This is a genomic window from Azospirillum sp. UENF 211521, from assembly GCF_058780535.1.
The window spans coordinates 3313057-3327732 of sequence record NZ_JBSNCF010000001.1 but is presented as its reverse complement, the minus strand read 5'-3'; the positions used below and the strand labels follow the sequence as shown (position 1 = coordinate 3327732).

14 protein-coding genes are annotated in these 14676 nt (G+C 67.7%); 7 read left to right on the top strand and 7 right to left on the bottom strand.

Annotated elements, in window-relative coordinates:
- Positions 1-108: 108 nt before the first annotated feature.
- The 3 genes from ACWPN5_RS15625 to hemA all read right to left on the bottom strand — a co-directional run bounded on the left by ACWPN5_RS15625 (position 109) and on the right by hemA (position 2950).
- Positions 109-885, bottom strand: coding sequence for a response regulator (locus ACWPN5_RS15625; protein ID WP_109070772.1), 777 nt, complete (start codon positions 883-885; stop codon positions 109-111).
- Positions 886-997: 112 nt separating this feature from the next.
- Positions 998-1543 carry a hypothetical protein gene (locus tag ACWPN5_RS15620; protein WP_145674787.1) on the bottom strand — a complete coding sequence of 182 codons (546 nt, stop codon included), beginning with the start codon at positions 1541-1543 and terminating at the stop codon, positions 998-1000.
- A 192-nt stretch (positions 1544-1735) separates the two neighbouring features.
- Positions 1736-2950, bottom strand: a complete 1215-nt coding sequence (hemA, locus tag ACWPN5_RS15615; protein WP_145674785.1) for a 5-aminolevulinate synthase — start codon at positions 2948-2950, stop codon at positions 1736-1738.
- Positions 2951-3495: 545 nt separating this feature from the next.
- Here hemA and ACWPN5_RS15610 point away from each other — a divergent pair.
- The gene (locus tag ACWPN5_RS15610) at positions 3496-3822 is read left to right on the top strand and encodes a hypothetical protein (RefSeq protein ID WP_145681361.1); all 327 of its coding nucleotides are present in this window, start codon (positions 3496-3498) and stop codon (positions 3820-3822) included.
- A gap of 74 nt (positions 3823-3896) precedes the next feature.
- On the opposite strand, the gene ACWPN5_RS15605 is transcribed toward ACWPN5_RS15610, so the two are convergent.
- Positions 3897-5312, bottom strand: coding sequence for an aspartate aminotransferase family protein (locus ACWPN5_RS15605; RefSeq protein WP_145681362.1), 1416 nt, complete (start codon positions 5310-5312; stop codon positions 3897-3899).
- Positions 5313-5621: 309 nt separating this feature from the next.
- Here ACWPN5_RS15605 and ACWPN5_RS15600 point away from each other — a divergent pair, with 309 nt between their 5' ends.
- Positions 5622-6257 carry a glutathione S-transferase family protein gene (locus ACWPN5_RS15600; protein WP_492296193.1) on the top strand — a complete coding sequence of 212 codons (636 nt, stop codon included), beginning with the start codon at positions 5622-5624 and terminating at the stop codon, positions 6255-6257.
- Positions 6258-6307: 50 nt separating this feature from the next.
- On the opposite strand, the gene ACWPN5_RS15595 is transcribed toward ACWPN5_RS15600, so the two are convergent.
- Positions 6308-8056, bottom strand: coding sequence for a putative bifunctional diguanylate cyclase/phosphodiesterase (locus ACWPN5_RS15595; RefSeq protein ID WP_145681364.1), 1749 nt, complete (start codon positions 8054-8056; stop codon positions 6308-6310).
- Positions 8057-8518: 462 nt separating this feature from the next.
- On the opposite strand from ACWPN5_RS15595, the gene ACWPN5_RS15590 reads away from it, so the two are divergent.
- The 4 genes from ACWPN5_RS15590 to ACWPN5_RS15575 all read left to right on the top strand — a co-directional run bounded on the left by ACWPN5_RS15590 (position 8519) and on the right by ACWPN5_RS15575 (position 11124).
- Positions 8519-9358 (top strand): universal stress protein, encoded by an 840-nt coding sequence (locus ACWPN5_RS15590; protein ID WP_145681365.1) that lies wholly within the window; start codon positions 8519-8521, stop codon positions 9356-9358.
- Between the two features lie 136 nt (positions 9359-9494).
- Positions 9495-9899 carry a hypothetical protein gene (locus ACWPN5_RS15585; RefSeq protein WP_492296190.1) on the top strand — a complete coding sequence of 135 codons (405 nt, stop codon included), beginning with the start codon at positions 9495-9497 and terminating at the stop codon, positions 9897-9899.
- A 245-nt stretch (positions 9900-10144) separates the two neighbouring features.
- Entirely contained in the window at positions 10145-10627 is a 483-nt protein-coding gene (locus ACWPN5_RS15580; protein WP_492296188.1) for an outer membrane lipoprotein, read from the top strand.
- 236 nt (positions 10628-10863) lie between these two features.
- Positions 10864-11124, top strand: coding sequence for a hypothetical protein (locus ACWPN5_RS15575; RefSeq protein ID WP_492296187.1), 261 nt, complete (start codon positions 10864-10866; stop codon positions 11122-11124).
- 472 nt (positions 11125-11596) lie between these two features.
- Here the strand turns inward: ACWPN5_RS15575 and ACWPN5_RS15570 are convergent, their stop codons facing one another.
- Positions 11597-12487 carry a LysR family transcriptional regulator gene (locus tag ACWPN5_RS15570; protein ID WP_145681368.1) on the bottom strand — a complete coding sequence of 297 codons (891 nt, stop codon included), beginning with the start codon at positions 12485-12487 and terminating at the stop codon, positions 11597-11599.
- A gap of 450 nt (positions 12488-12937) precedes the next feature.
- On the opposite strand from ACWPN5_RS15570, the gene ACWPN5_RS15565 reads away from it, so the two are divergent.
- Positions 12938-13183 carry a hypothetical protein gene (locus ACWPN5_RS15565; RefSeq protein ID WP_014239362.1) on the top strand — a complete coding sequence of 82 codons (246 nt, stop codon included), beginning with the start codon at positions 12938-12940 and terminating at the stop codon, positions 13181-13183.
- Between the two features lie 27 nt (positions 13184-13210).
- On the opposite strand, the gene ACWPN5_RS15560 is transcribed toward ACWPN5_RS15565, so the two are convergent.
- Positions 13211-14650 carry a DHA2 family efflux MFS transporter permease subunit gene (locus tag ACWPN5_RS15560; protein ID WP_492296185.1) on the bottom strand — a complete coding sequence of 480 codons (1440 nt, stop codon included), beginning with the start codon at positions 14648-14650 and terminating at the stop codon, positions 13211-13213.
- Positions 14651-14676 lie beyond the last annotated feature (26 nt).

The following is a 14676-nucleotide window of genomic DNA, read 5'->3' as shown; positions in this document are numbered from 1 at the left end:
TGGCTTTTTGAGAGGCTTCTGCTGAGCAAGATCAAAGAAAAATCCGTGTAATCCGTGGAAAGATCCGTGTAATCCGTGAAGTCCTTTTGCCCGCAAGACTCCTGAACCTCAGCCGAGGTTGTGCTTGGCCACCACCGCCGCGAAGTCGTCGCCGAAATGCTCGCCGACGCGGATGACCGAGACGCCGTGCGGGATTTCCTTGAGCGCCGGGTTGTCCAGGCTCATCGAGGTCAGCAGCGCCATCGGCACGTTGTGGGTGACGCTCATCGCGCGCAGGCCGCGGATCAGGTCCAGGCCGGACAGGCCGTCCATCACCATCGACGCGATCAGCATGTCCGGCGGGACGCGCACGGCGAGGCTGATCGATTCGATGGGGTCGCTGACCGTCACGGTGCGGAAGCCGCAGGCCGCCAGTTCGCTGCCCAGCTTCTTGGCGACGACCTTGGACGGGGTGACCAGCATGATCTCGACGTTGCTGATCTGGATGTCGGTGATCTCGAACTGGTAGCGCACCGGCAGGGCGCGGATGATCCGGTTCGTTTCCGCAACCTGCGGCTGCTCGGCGCGGTCCACCAGCTCGGCGATCCGGTCCACGAAGACCTGGGCGTCGTTCAGCTCGCGGGCCTCCAGCCGTTTCAGGCCGGACAGATACTCCTCCAGGCGGTGCGCGACGAGGCTGACGGTGGGGTAGCCGAAGCTGGTGCCCATGCCCTTGAAATTGTGGGCTTCCAGCCGGAGAACGCCAATGACCGCGGTTTCCTCCCGCGTGCCCTTGGCCACGCCTTCCAGTGCGGCGTTCATCACCTCCAACCGGTCGCGGGCGTCGTCCATGAATTCGACGCGCAGGCGGTCTTCGAGATCGTCGGGCGACAGGTTGGAAGCCATGGCGGGGGGTCCTGACTATGCTTTCGGGTTAGGCAGTATGGCCCGAAAACTACACCAGAACCCTAACGCGGAACAGACACTCGCATGAAAGGCGACGAAAACGCCGCGCCGATCACAACCGTGACAGGAGAGTGTTGAACCAGGCCAGCCGTTCCTCGGCCTGGGCGATGTCATGCTCCAGCCAATCGGCGAAATGGCCGTCGGTCCCCGCACTTCCCCGCTTCAGGTCGCCCAGACGCGCCAGCTCGGTCTCGCAGAGCGAGGCGAGGTGGTCAATCTGGTCGCGCTGCGACTCGACGTCCAGCAGATGCAGGAAACGCAGCTTCAGCGCGATGACCAGCTTGTTCAGCCCGTCCGCCGACGGAGCGCGGACGTTGGCGCGCATCAGCGTGTCGAACTCCGCCCGTCCGGCCTCGGTCGCGCCGAGCAGGGCGTTGTCCTCCATGCCGGTGCCGTCCAGCGCCTCGATCAGCCCCTCGTAGCGCAGCATCTCCAGCGACGTGCCCATGAGGTCGAGCGACGGGCCGACGATGCGGTCGAGGAAATGGCGGAGCGCGCCGGCCAGGTCGGCGTAACGCTGCGGCCCGTTCTGGATCAGCGTGCCCAGGACGGCGAGGCGCACGGCCTCCTTCGGCATCAGCGAGTTGTCACGGTACATGGCGAACCCCTGGGCGGTGGCGATTGGACGGCGGCTGTCGACGGTTGCGGACCGAACGTTGCGAAACGTTCTCAGCAACGTCTAAAGGTAAGGCGCTCCGGCCCACAAGTCCAGAGCGCCGATGCCGTTATCGCCGGGAGATCACCGAATCCCCTCCTGCGCGCGGGAGAGCGCGCAGGAGGGGGTGAGGGGTTACGCCGCCAGACGCAGGTCCAGGCGGCTCCACACGTCGAGCAGGGCGTCGACGAGGCGCGCCATTTCGGCGTCGCTGTGCAGCGGGGTGGGGGTGAAGCGCAGGCGCTCGCCGCCGCGCGGCACGGTCGGGTAGTTGATCGGCTGGACGTAGATGTCGTGCCGTTCCATCAGCTCGTCCGAGGCGCGCTTGCAGCGGTGGGCGTCGCCGACCATCACCGGAACGATGTGGCTGGCCGACGGCATCACCGGCAGGCCGGCCTCGGCCATCAGCCGCTTCAGCGTCGCCGCGCGCTCCTGGTGCTGGTCGCGCTCCGTCTGGCTCTGCTTCAGATAACGGATGCTGGCGAGAGCCCCGGCGGCCAGGACCGGCGACAACGAGGTGGAGAAGATGAAGCCGGCGGCGAAGCTGCGGATGCAGTCGACCAGCGCGGTGGAACCGGTGATGTAGCCGCCCTGCACGCCGAAGGCCTTGCCCAGCGTGCCCTCGATGATGGTCAGCCGGTCCATGGCGCCGTCGCGCTCCGCCACGCCGCCGCCGCGCGGGCCGTACATGCCGACCGCGTGCACCTCGTCCAGATAGGTCATGGCGCCATGCTTGTCGGCGACGTCGCACAGGTCATGGATCGGGGCGACGTCGCCGTCCATGGAATAGACGCTCTCGAACGCCACGACCTTCGGGCGGTCCGGGGCGATCTGCGACAGCAGCTCGTCCAGATGCTTGGGGTCGTTGTGGCGGAAGATGTGCTTCTCGGCGCCGCTGTTGCGGATGCCGGTGATCATCGAATTGTGGTTCAGCGCGTCCGACAGGATCACGCAGTTCGGCAGCAGCTTGCCCAGCGTCCCCAGCGTCGCGTCGTTGGACACGTAGCCGGAGGTGAAGAGCAGCGCCGCCTCCTTCTGGTGAAGGTCGGCCAGCTCGCGCTCCAGCAGCACATGGTAGATGTTGGTGCCGGAGATGTTGCGCGTGCCGCCGGCGCCCGCACCCACGCCGTCGACGGCGTCGTGCATCGCCTGCAGGACGACCGGGTTCTGGCCCATGCCCAGATAGTCGTTCGAGCACCAGACGGTGACCTGCCGCTCCTTCCCGGAGGCGTCGCGGAAGGTGGCTTTCGGAAAGTTCCCCGCGTGCCGTTCGAGGTTGGCGAAGACCCGGTAGCGGCCATCCTGTTTCAGGCTGGCGATCTGGGTGCGGAAAAAGCTCTCGTAATCCATCGCGCGTTCCGTTCGCATTCATCCGAAGGGGCGGGTGCAGTCCGGGCAGTCCAGCCACCGGGCCTAGCACGTTAGGAAGATGGCATGATCGTTGCCGTGTTGCCACCCGGCATTGACCGAGGTCAAAAGGTCTGCCCTGTGAGACACCAATTCTCCCCGATCCGCCGCGGCGGGACCATTCGACCTATGGATGATCGCTTGGTCGGAGCGTTTCCCGCCCGGTGCCCGTTGCACCGTTGCCGCCGTTGGGAAACACCCTTTCGCCCTCCCGTTTCATTGATGATTCCAAGTGATTGCGAATGTTCCCGAGGTATAACGGAGCGCAAGTTTTGCTGAATATGCTGTCCGATTGCGCCGAATACCTTTGTTGAGCTCTTTTACGAACAAGGTGGTATGGACGCTGACAAGGGAAGGTGAGAGCATTCATTCAAGACGTTGATGAGGAGTGTTGCGCCATGAATGCCGTTCTGACCTTCGACAGCGCGCGAGGCCGGCGAGTGTCGGGTTTGGAGCCCGGCCGTGGCGCCATTGCCCCCGGTGGGAGCATGGTCATCCCTTTCCGCCCGGCGTCCGCCGCCGCTGTGTCCCCGGCGCCGTCCCTGCCGCGGCGTCCCGCCGTGCCGTCGTCGCTCCGCTCCGACGCGGTGACCCGTGCCGACGAGGGGCCGACGGACGAGTCCGCTCCGCCGGCGGGGCGTCTGGCGCGTCTGATCTTCATGGCCAGCGTGGGCGGTTACATGGCCGTGCACGAGGACACGCTGGTGCAATTGAACGGGCGGATGGTCTGGCCGACCGCCGACGCGCTGATCCGCGACGCGGCAGCGGCCGGCGTCCCGGTCTCGTCCCACGTCATCAACACCGCCCGATCCTGAGCACCGCTTCGGAATGAAAAAGGGCCGCCCGCGCCGGATGGCGGGGCGGCCCTTTCCCGTCGCGGAACCGGCCGTTAGCCGCGCAGGACGGGGATCGCGGCGTCCAGCGCCGTGGTCAGGCGGTCGAACATCAGGTTGATGTCCGCCTCGCCGATGACCAGCGGCGGGCAGACCGCCACGCTGTCGCCCATGGCGCGGATGATCAGGCCGTTCTCCTGGCTCAGCCCGTTCACCACCGCGCCGGCCCGGCCCACCGGATCGAACGGGGTCTTGCTCTCCTTGTCGGCGACCAGTTCGAGGGCGCCGATCAGGCCGACGCCGCGCGCCTCGCCGACCAGAGGATGGTCGGCCAGGGCCTTCAGACGGCGCTGGAACAGCGGGGCGACGGCGCGGACATGGCCGATCAGGTCCCGCTCCTCGTAGATCTTCAGCGTCTCGATCGCCACCGCCGCCGCCACCGGGTGGGCGGAGTAGGTGTAGCCGTGGCCGAAGGTGCCGATCTTCTTGCTCTCCTCGACACAGGCCCGGTAGACCGCGTCCGACACCATCACCGCGGAGATCGGCAGGTAGCCGGAGGACAGCTGCTTGGCGCAGGTTATGATGTCCGGCTGCATGCCCATGGTCTGGCTGCCCCAGAAATTCCCGGTGCGCCCAAAGCCGCAGATCACCTCGTCGGCGACCAGGAGGATGTCGTACTTCTTCAGGATCGGCTGGATCTTCGCGAAGTAGGTCGCGGGCGGGACGATGACGCCGCCGGCCCCCATCACCGGCTCCGCGAACATGGCGGCGATGGTCTCCGGCCCTTCGGCCAGGATCAGCGCCTCCAGGCTTTCCGCCAGACGGGTCGCGAAATCCTCCTCGCTCTCGCCCGGCTCGGCGAAGCGGTAATGGTGCGGGCAGTCGGTGTGCTGGATGCGGGCGATCGGCAGGTCGAAGTCGCGGTGGTTGTTCACCAGGCCGGTCAGGCTGGCCGTCGCCACAGTGACGCCGTGATAGGCCTTCACCCGCGACAGGATCTTCTTCTTCTCCGGCCGGCCCAGCGCGTTGTTGTAATACCAGACCAGTTTGACGGCGGTGTCGTTCGCCTCCGACCCGGAGTTGGCGAAGAACACCTTGGACATCGGCACCGGGGCCAGCTTGATCAGCCGCTCCGCCAGATCGATGCCCGGCTCGTGGCTCTTGTGGCCGAAGACGTGGTAGGTCGGCAGTTTGCGCATCTGGCGGGTGGCGGCCTCGACGAGGCGCTCCTCGCCCCAGCCCAGCGACACGCACCACAGGCTGGCCAGACCCTCGATGTATTCCTTGCCGCTGTCGTCGAAGACGCGCACGCCCTCGCCGCGCTCGATGATCAGCGGACCCTGGGTCTCGTGCGCGTGCAGGTTGGTGTAGGGGTGGAGGAAATACGCCTTGTCGCGGCTGGCGGCGGAGTTCCCGGCGCCATGATTGTCGGGCCCGGAATTTTCAGTCGCCGCGACGCCCTGTTCGGTCATGATCTCTATCCCTGTGTTCACTGCCGGTGTCGGTCGTTGCCGATGTTGCTTCGCCGATGTTGAAAATGTTAAACGGCGCCCCCGATCATAGGCATGGTTGGCCCTCCTGACAAAGCCGGAGAATCGGGGGGTGGAGCGGGCATTCCCGTCCTGCATGGCACCCCGCCCGCTGGCGGGACTCTTCGCCACGCGGACACGCCGGTGCACGGTGTTAGAGAATGTGACCGGATCTCCGCGTCTTGGCGGTGGAAGAAGTCTTCGCTCGGACCCGTTGCGCGAGGTCCGGCGATTCGGACGGGAAGGGGACACATGATCACTTTGTATGGAATGCCGAGCAGCGCATCGATGGCGCCGCACATCCTGCTGCGCGAGATCGGGCTGCCCTTTGACCTGGTCATGCTGGACCGCGCCACCGCGGCCCACAAGGCGCCGGACTATCTGCGCCTGAACCCCAACGGGCGGGTGCCGACTCTGGTGGAGGGCGATCTTGTGCTGTTCGAGGCGGCGGCGATCTGCCTGCATCTGGCCGATTCGCATCCGGCCGCCGGACTGGCCCCGGCGCTTGGCACGGCGGAGCGCGCGCGTTTCTACCAGTGGCTGGTCTTCCTGACCAACACCGTCCAGGCCGACATGTTGGTCTATTTCTACCCGGAGCGCCACGCCGAAGGGGCGGAGGCGCAGGCCTCGGTCAAGGAGATGGCGGAGGCGCGGCTGCTGGAGCGCTTCAGGCTGCTGGACGGTCAACTGGGCGACGCGGCGTGGTTCCTCGGCGACCGCTACAGCGCCGTCGACCCCTACCTGTTCATGCTGGCCCGCTGGACCCGCTTCATGGGCACGCCGGCGCGCAGCCTGCCCAACCTCGGCCCTTACCTCGCCCGCGTGCTGGAGCGCCCTGCGGTCACGGCGGCGTTCGAGGCCGAAGGGCTCGGCGCGCCCTATTATTGATTGGAAGAAGGGTTGCCGCTCCGTCTTGAAAGCGGAGCGGCATCAGCCGCTCAGCGCGGCACCTGCCAGGGAAGATGCTCGGCCCCGACCAGCCGGTCGGCGTCGGCGGCGGGCATCGGGCGGGCGAAATGGTAGCCCTGTCCATAGTCGCAGGCCAGCGCGCGCAGCAGGTTGGCGTCGGCGCTCGTCTCGATGCCCTCGGCGATGACGTCGAAGCCGAGAAGCCGCGCCAGATCCATGATGATGCGGACGATGGCGCGGTTCTCCTCCGACTGGTGCATGGCCATGACGAAGGAGCGGTCCACCTTCAGGCTGTCGATGGGCAGCTTGTGCAGGTAGGACAGCGACGAATAGCCGGTGCCGAAATCGTCGATGGACATCTTGATGCCCAGCCCGCGCAGGGTCTGCAGCAGGCGGATCGACTGCTCGGCCTTTTCCATGACCGCGCTTTCGGTGATCTCCAGCTTGATCCAGGACGGCTCGGCCCCGGTCTCGCGCAGCACCTCGCGCACCAGCGCGACCATGTCGGGATCGTTCAGCTGGCGGGTGGACAGGTTGATGCTCATGAACAGGTTGGCGGAGCCGGGAAGGCGCTGGTCCTGCCATTGGGCGATCTGCCGGCACGCCTCGCGCAGCACCCAGGCGCCCAGCGTGACGATCAGGCCGGTGCTCTCGGCGATCGGAATGAAGACGCCGGGGGGGATGTTGCCGCGCTCCGGATGGTTCCAGCGCACCAGCGCCTCGAAGCCGGCCAGCCCGCCGGTGACCATCTCGACGATCGGCTGGTAGGCGACCCACAGCTCCTCGCCGCGCTCCAGCGCGCGGCGCAGGTCGTGCTCCAGCCGGACCTGTTCGACGACGCGGGCGTGCATGGCCGGGTCGAACCAGGCGTGGCGTCCGCCACCCTGCTCGCGGGCGCGGCCGGTGGCGATCTCCGCGTCGCGCAGCACGTCCTCCGGACGGGTGTGGGTGTCGCAGGAGGCGGCGACGCCGATGCTGGCCGACAGGAAAACCGAGGCGCCCGACGCCGTCTTGGCGGAGCGGACCAGCGACGCGATGGTGGACAGCCGCTCCTCCACCGCGAGCGGGTCCTGGGTGCCGCCGATCAGCAGCGCGAAGGCGTGGTCGCTGATGCGGGCGATCAGGTCGACCGACCCGGCCCGCACGCTCAGCCGCGTGGCGACGTCGGTCAGGATCTCGTTGGCGAAGCCCTGGCCCAGGCTGGTGCGCACGTCGACGAAGCGGTCGAAATCGACGATCACCACCGTGAAGGGTTCCCCCATCGCGTGGAAATCGGCCATGTGCTTGACCAGCAGCAGCCGGTTCGCCAGCCCGGTCACCGGGTCGTAGTAGGCCAGCCGGAAAAGGTCGTCCTGGGTGCGGCGCCGCTCCGTCATGTTCTGCATGATGACGAAGTAGCCGGCGATGGAGCTGTCCGGGTCGCGGTAGGGCGCGTACACCCGCAACACGTAGTCGTTGCCGCCGTTGGACCGGGGAAGCCAGCCCTCCACCTGCACCGTCTCGCCGTCGAGCGCGCGTTCAACCGCGGCGCTGTTGTTGCGCAGCGTCTCCGGGCCCAGGATGTCGCCCACCGTGGTCCCGATGAGGGCGTCCAGCTTGCGGCCCATATAATCCAGATACGCCTGGTTGCCGTAGAGGTGCCGCCGCTGCGTGTCGAGCAGGCCGACCATCGCCGGCATGACGTCGAGAAGTTGCCGCAGGGTGTCGAGCGCCGGAGCCCCGGAAGCGGTGCCGGACAGGGCTGCGGCAAGCGAGGCGAGATGAGGGTCCGGCTTCATGGGCGGGAATGGTCGAGACACCGTTGGGAAAACCACGATCAACACTTACGCGAAAGAATGCCCGCCCGTCAAAACCAAAGCCGCCGAAGATGGTGGAAAGCATCGCCCCACTATAATGGGCGAACGACCGGGCCAACCATCATACTCGGGTATTCGTGCAAATCACGGTTGATGTTTCGGGCGGAGTTGATTGGATTTGTGGCATCGGCGGTGTTCCGGGCCGGCGGGTCGTGTGGCGATCCACGGCGGACCACGACAGGTTGCCGGCGTCGCCGCAGGCAATCGTAGGCCCGCCGAATCGTAGGCCCAAGGATGGTCCGGACGGGCGCGCAGATGCGGCATGTCAGCGTTCTCCATTCTGACCGTCGTCAGAACCGGCCACCGCAGGCTATAATTTCGACCAATGCGCGAGAAGAGGTGGTGCGCCACGATCGCCACCCGCGCCAGCGAGGGAGAATCGCCATGGCACTCAAGGATTTGCTGGTGGTCGTCGACGACACCGCCGCCGCAGCGGCGCGAATCGATGCCGCCGCCCAACTGGCCGCGCGCACCGACGGCCACATCACCGGCCTCTACCCCATCGTTCCGCTGACACTGCCGGGCTATGTCGAGGCCGAACTGCCGGACGAGGTGCGCGCCATGCAGCGGGGCTTCACCGAAAGCCAAGCGGCCAAGGCGGAAGCCCTCTTCGACGACGCGGTGCGCCGCAACGGCCTGACCGACCGCTCGGAGTGGCGGGCGCTCTATGGGCATCCGACGGACAGCGCGGCGCTGCACGGGCGCTACGCCGACGTGCTGGTGGTCGGGCAGGCCGATCCGCACCGCGACCGCGACCGCCCGATCGCCCTGCCGCAGGATCTGGTGTTCGAATGCGGGCGCCCGCTGCTCGTCGTGCCCTACGCCGGCAGCTTCCCGCACATCGGGGAGCGCGTTCTGGTCGCCTGGAACGGCAGCCGCGAGGCAGCCCGCGCGGTGGCCGACGCCATGCCCATCCTGACCGCCGCCAAGCGCGTGGTGGTGATGGCCGTCAATCCCAAGGCCGGTCCCGTCGGCATCGGCGACGAGCCGGGGGCGGACATCGCCAAGCACCTGTCGCGCCATGGCTGCCGGGTTGAGGCCACCCACATCGTGACCGACCAGATCGATCCGGGCGACACGCTGCTGAACACGGTCGCCGACGAATCCTGCGATCTGCTGGTCATGGGCGCCTATGGACGGTCGCGGCTGCGCGAACAGGTGCTGGGCGGCATGACCCGCTACATGCTGGAGCACATGACGGTTCCGGTCCTGATGAGCCATTGAGGCCATTCGGTCGTCCGGGAATAGTCCGGCGGGGCCGCCTGTTCATCCCAGTGTGGCGGCGCCGGGCTTCGGCCGAAAGACTTTGGTCGATGGGCTTGCATCGACGGGCGCCGCGGACCTGCGAAGGAAGGCCGGCATGAGCGCGCTGATTTCCACATTCCTCCACCGCGTGCGTCCTTCGGGCATCGCCGCGGTGTTCCGTCCGGCGGCCCGCATGGCGGTGCTGGGCATCGCCGGGGCGCTGGCGCTGGCCGTCCTGCCGACGACGGCGGACGCGCACGGCCCGCGCGACCGCGGGTCCTGGTATGGCGGTCCTCCCTATGGTGGGCCGTCGGTGATCGTGCCGCCGCCGGGAAGCCGGGTGATCGTCGTGCCCGGCTACCGCCCGCCGCCGCCCATCGTGGTCGCTCCGCCGCCCTATTGGGGGCCGCCGCCCCGCCATCACCACCACCGCGGATGGCGCAACGATTGGGGGCCGCGTCCCTATCCGGGACCGAGCGTGCAGTTCTACGGCGGCTGGTCCGCCGGCCGGGGCTGGTGAAGGCGCGATCCGCTTGAAGCCGGTCCGGAGGATGCCGGTCCATCCGCAAGAAGGCTTCCCGTCATCGGCACCGAAGCGGCGCATTCTCGCATGGACATCATCCCGTTGCCCGGCCATGCTCGCCGTGGTGGCGCTTGGTTTCGAGCGCCGCGCCGTGCGTGCATGAGGGTGCGATGTCCTTTTCCAAGCAAGAAACGAGTGTTCGACGGACCGCGAGACGCGGCCTGACCGCGGCGGTGCTGGGGGTGACGGTCCTGTCGCTCGGCGCCTGCGCCAGCCAGAGCCAGAACCGCTACAGCTACCGGGACGTCGGCCATGCGACCTCGGTCGATTTCGGCACCGTGATGGCGAGCCGTCCGGTGGACATCCAGGGTCAGAACACCGGGGCCGGCGGGCTGGTCGGCGCCGCCGCGGGCGGGCTGGCGATGTCCAACGTCGGCAAGGGCTCCGGCAACGTGGCGGCGATCCTGGGCGGCGCGCTGGTGGGCGCCGTGGCCGGCGCCGTGGCGGAGCAGGCGATCTCGGACCGCATGGGGATCGAGTATGTGGTGACGCTGGCCACCGGCCGGACCATCACCATCGTGCAGGAGCAGGCGGCCAACGAGCCGGTCTTCGCCCCCGGCCAGCGCGTGATGGTGCAGACGAACGGCACCTACCAGCGCGTCCTGTCCGCCGACCATCTGCCGACCGAGACGAGCCGCCCCAAGGGCATCAAAGTGGTGGATTGAAGCCGGCTGGTCGCCGGTCGGCAGCCAACGACCCGGCACAGGGCATCCTCCCGCCTGTTGATCCGAGGCAACGATGGAACGCTGCGTGGGAGGGTGATCCGATGCCGGGCGGAACAGTGAAAAAGGCGGCGTGTCTGCGAACCGTCCTGCGGGGCGGGGCCATGGCGTCGGCGGTCCTCGTGGCTGCTTGCGCCGGGCTGAGTCCACCGCCTCAGGCCGCTCCCGAGCCCGGCGCGGTGAGCGCCCTGGACCGGCTGAGCCCGAGCCGCTGCAATGGAGCCGTCGCCTCGTCCCTCGCCGGGGTGCGTATCCCGGTGTCCGACGTCCGCTATCTTGCCTATGGCCTGTATCGCAACATACCCGGGGACATCGTCGGCTACGACGCGTGGGTCGGCTTGAACAGCCAGCCCGGAGCCGTGGTGGTGCAACTCGATGAAATCTGCACGCCGCGTCAGATCTACGCGCGCGAGGGCGCCCGGCTTCCCGACGCCCGATGACGCGCCGGCGGCTCCTCCATGGGCCGTGACCAGTTCCACATAAAAAAACTGCCGCTAACCCATTGGGCTAGCGGCGAGTTGAACAGGGAGGCTTCACGTCTGGGAGACGCTGGGTCCGAGGACCCAACCCCGGAAGCGGGCTTCCGGGACGAAACGCCGGATGCTGCGGCGCAACATCCAACGCCCAAGATTTGACCATTCTGCCCAAAGGATTCCATCCCCAAATATCCAATTCGGCCATGCGCGAACCGCATAGCTTGTAAAGCATTGAAGAGGAACGAGAAATTGGCGTGCGGAGGCGTATGGAGCTGAAGGGTGGGTGGCCCCGCGGGGAAAACGGCAACCGTATTGCAAAGATGCGGGATGGGTTTCGGTACAATCCGTACAAAAAGAAAGGCGCCCGGCATGGCTGCACGGGCGCCTTTGCATCAAAAACAGGCAAACACCTTGCCTGCACAACGACTGGGCTGGGTCAGAAGGCCGACTCCGCCACCTTCTTCACCAGGAAGTCGCGGAACACCGCGATGCGCTTGGAATGGCGCAGTTCCTCGGCGTAGACGAAGTAGGCGTCGACCTTTGGGCCGTCCACGTCGGGCAGGACGCGCGTCAGCTCCTTGCTGCCGTCGACCAGGAAGTCGGGCAGGGCGGCGATGCCCAGGCCGCTCTCCACGGCGCGGTACATGGCGTAGATGCTGTTCACCTGGAGGATCGGCTTGCGGGCCCCCGGGGCCGGATCGCCGACCTCGTTGATCCAGTTGACGTTGGCGATGGGCGCGCGGACGTCCGGCGGGTAGGCGACGATGTCGTGCCCGTCCAGGTCGGCACCGATCTTCGGCGCGCCGCGCTTCTTCAGATAGTCCTGGTGGGCGTAGAGGTGGAAATGCACCGACATCAGGTGGCGCTGGATCAGGTCGGGCTGGCGCGGCGTGTTCATGCGGATGGCGATGTCCGCCTCGCGCATCGCCAGATCCAGCTCGTTGTCGTCGATCAGCAGGGTGAGCTGGATGTCCGGGTAGATCGACAGGAACTCGTTGACGCGCGGGGTCAGCCAGGTCGAGCCGAAGGCCACCGTGGTGGTGACGCGCAGCGGCCCCTTCGGATGCTCCCGGCTTTCGGTCAGCATCGCCTCGGTCATCGACAGCTTGGCGAAGACGTCGCGGGCGGTGCGGTGCAGAAGCTCGCCCTGCTCGGTCAGGATCAGGCCGCGCGCGTGCCGGTGAAACAGCGGCACGCCGAGGCTCTCCTCCAGCGCGCTGATCTGGCGGCTGACCGCCGACTGGCTGAGGTTCAGCGTCTCGCCGGCGTGCGTGAAACTTCCAGCCTCGGCCACGGCGTGGAAGACCCGAAGCTTGTCCCAGTCCATCATGCCTGTCTTGCTGCCCGCGCCCTGGCGGGGAGCCTCCCGTTCATTCTTGAAGACGGCGCATAGCCGCCATGCTCATTTATACCGGGAACGCGCGGCGAACGCACCCCCAACCAAAGGCGCACCGCACGAAAAAGAGCCAAGCTTGGTAAGAATTTTCCGATGTGCTGCGAAGAGCGCACATTTGTTTATCCCGCATTGTGGGATTTTTACCTTCTCCGCAACCGAAGGACGACTTCGCCGCGCTGGATTTGCTCGGAGGACAATCGAGGACCGGCGTGGCAGCCGGAGACTCGGGCCGGCGACCCCTGGGAAGGCACCTTACTTGCTGTTGCGGCCCCCTGTTGCGGCCCCCTGTTGCGGTGGGGCTTCCCCCCTTGCGCGGTTGCGCCGGGCGGGCGGCGGATCGCTAATCGGGGGTGACGCGGATTTGGGAAGGAGGGGTTCCGAATGCCCGATCAGCATCAGCCGGCGCTCACCCGCGATCAGGTGATCGACATCTGCGGGCGCCTGGACGACATGCGCATCGCCAGCATCATCGGCACGGGCGCGACGCCCGCCGAATTGATGGAGGCCACCAGCTGGACCGGTGCCGACGATTACATGGGGGAGGCGACGCGGCATCCCCCCTCGGGCCGGGTCGCCCGGCTCCTGGAGCTTCTCAAGGCCGACGAGCCGGACTGGGAAGACCGCTGATCCGGCCGCCTTTGATCCGGCTGCGGTTCAGTCGGCCGCTTCCAGCGCGCGCGGCGGCTCCTTGGCCCGCGCGCGGGCGCGGTGGCCGCTGATCTCGGCGCCGGCGTCGGGCGGCAGGCGCAGGAAGAACAGGGCCGAGACGCAGGCCATCCCGCCGACCGTCAGGAAGGCCGGCACGAAGTCGGTCGGCGTCAGCGTCGCGCCGGGGCCGCCGGTGACGCTCTGCGTCAGGTGCAGCACCGTTGCCCCGACCGCGACGCCCAGGCTGAGCGAGACCTGCTGCATCACGCTGGCCAGCGTGTTGGCGCGGCTCAGGCACTCCTTGGGCACCTCGGCGTAGGCCAGGCTGTTCAACCCGGTGAATTGCAGCGATCGGAAAAAGCCGCCCATCAGCAGCGCGCCCAGGATGACCCAGTGCGCCGTCTCGGGCCGGAAGGCGGCGTAGCTCGCCAGGATCAGGCCGCTGAGCAGCGCGTTGGCGGTCAGCACCCGGCGGAAGCCCAGCCGGCGCAGGATGGGGCCGGCCAGCGCCTTCATGGTCAGCGCCCCGGCGGCCCCGGCGAAGGTCAGCGCCCCGGACTCGAAGGGCGTGCGCCCGAAGCCGACCTGCAGCATCAGCGGCATCAGGAAGGGCACCGCGCCGATGCCGATGCGGAACAGCGTCCCGCCCATGACCGAGGCGAAGTAGGTCGGCAGGCGCAGCAGCGAGGGGTCGAGCACCGGCCGCTCCATCCCGCGGGCGTGGCGCAGGTAGAGCCACGCGGCGGCGAACCCCAGCCCCAGCACTCCGGCCACCGCGACGGGCGGCAGCACCCCGCGCCCGACATTCTCCAGCCCGAACATCAGCGCGGCCAGGGCCAGCGCGCTCAGCATGAAGCCGCGGCCGTCGAAGGGGTCGCGCTCGGTCTCGCGCACGTTGGGGATCAGGGCCAGCACCAGCGCGATCCCGATCAGCCCGATCGGCACGTTGATGTAGAAGATCCAGCGCCAGGAGGCGTAGGTGGCGATGAAACCGCCGACCAGCGGCCCCAGCGCCGGGCCGATCAGCGCCGGCAGGGTCATCTGGGCCATGGCGGCGACCAGCTTCTCCTTGGGCACCGTCTTCAGCAGGATCAGCCGCCCGACCGGCACCATCATCGCGCCGCCCAGCCCCTGGACGATGCGCGCGCCCACCAGCTCGTACAGCCCGTCCGCCTGGCCGCAGAGGATCGAGCCGACGGTGAACACGCCGATGGCCGCCGCGAAGACCGTCCGCGTGCCGTAGCGGTCGGCCATCCAGCCGCTGACCGGCAGGAACACCGCCAGCGCCAGCATGTAGGAGGTCATGGCGAGGCTGAGGCGCAACGGGTCCTCGCCCATCGACCGCGCGATCTCCGGCAGCGCGGTGGCGATCACCGTCGCGTCCAAATTTTCCATGAACAGAGCGCAGGCGATGATGAAGGGAATGTAGCGGGTGGCGCGGGGCATGGTGGGAGGCATGGCGGGGATGGGGC

Coding starts and splice junctions, on each gene's coding strand:
- ACWPN5_RS15625 (WP_109070772.1), bottom strand. CDS start 885: ATGGCTTCCAACCTGTCGCCCGACGATCTCGAAGACCGCCTGCGCGTC.
- ACWPN5_RS15620 (WP_145674787.1), bottom strand. CDS start 1,543: ATGTACCGTGACAACTCGCTGATGCCGAAGGAGGCCGTGCGCCTCGCC.
- hemA (WP_145674785.1), bottom strand. CDS start 2,950: ATGGATTACGAGAGCTTTTTCCGCACCCAGATCGCCAGCCTGAAACAG.
- ACWPN5_RS15610 (WP_145681361.1), top strand. CDS start 3,496: ATGGTCATCCCTTTCCGCCCGGCGTCCGCCGCCGCTGTGTCCCCGGCG.
- ACWPN5_RS15605 (WP_145681362.1), bottom strand. CDS start 5,312: ATGACCGAACAGGGCGTCGCGGCGACTGAAAATTCCGGGCCCGACAAT.
- ACWPN5_RS15600 (WP_492296193.1), top strand. CDS start 5,622: ATGATCACTTTGTATGGAATGCCGAGCAGCGCATCGATGGCGCCGCAC.
- ACWPN5_RS15595 (WP_145681364.1), bottom strand. CDS start 8,056: ATGAAGCCGGACCCTCATCTCGCCTCGCTTGCCGCAGCCCTGTCCGGC.
- ACWPN5_RS15590 (WP_145681365.1), top strand. CDS start 8,519: ATGGCACTCAAGGATTTGCTGGTGGTCGTCGACGACACCGCCGCCGCA.
- ACWPN5_RS15585 (WP_492296190.1), top strand. CDS start 9,495: ATGAGCGCGCTGATTTCCACATTCCTCCACCGCGTGCGTCCTTCGGGC.
- ACWPN5_RS15570 (WP_145681368.1), bottom strand. CDS start 12,487: ATGGACTGGGACAAGCTTCGGGTCTTCCACGCCGTGGCCGAGGCTGGA.
- ACWPN5_RS15565 (WP_014239362.1), top strand. CDS start 12,938: ATGCCCGATCAGCATCAGCCGGCGCTCACCCGCGATCAGGTGATCGAC.
- ACWPN5_RS15560 (WP_492296185.1), bottom strand. CDS start 14,650: ATGCCCCGCGCCACCCGCTACATTCCCTTCATCATCGCCTGCGCTCTG.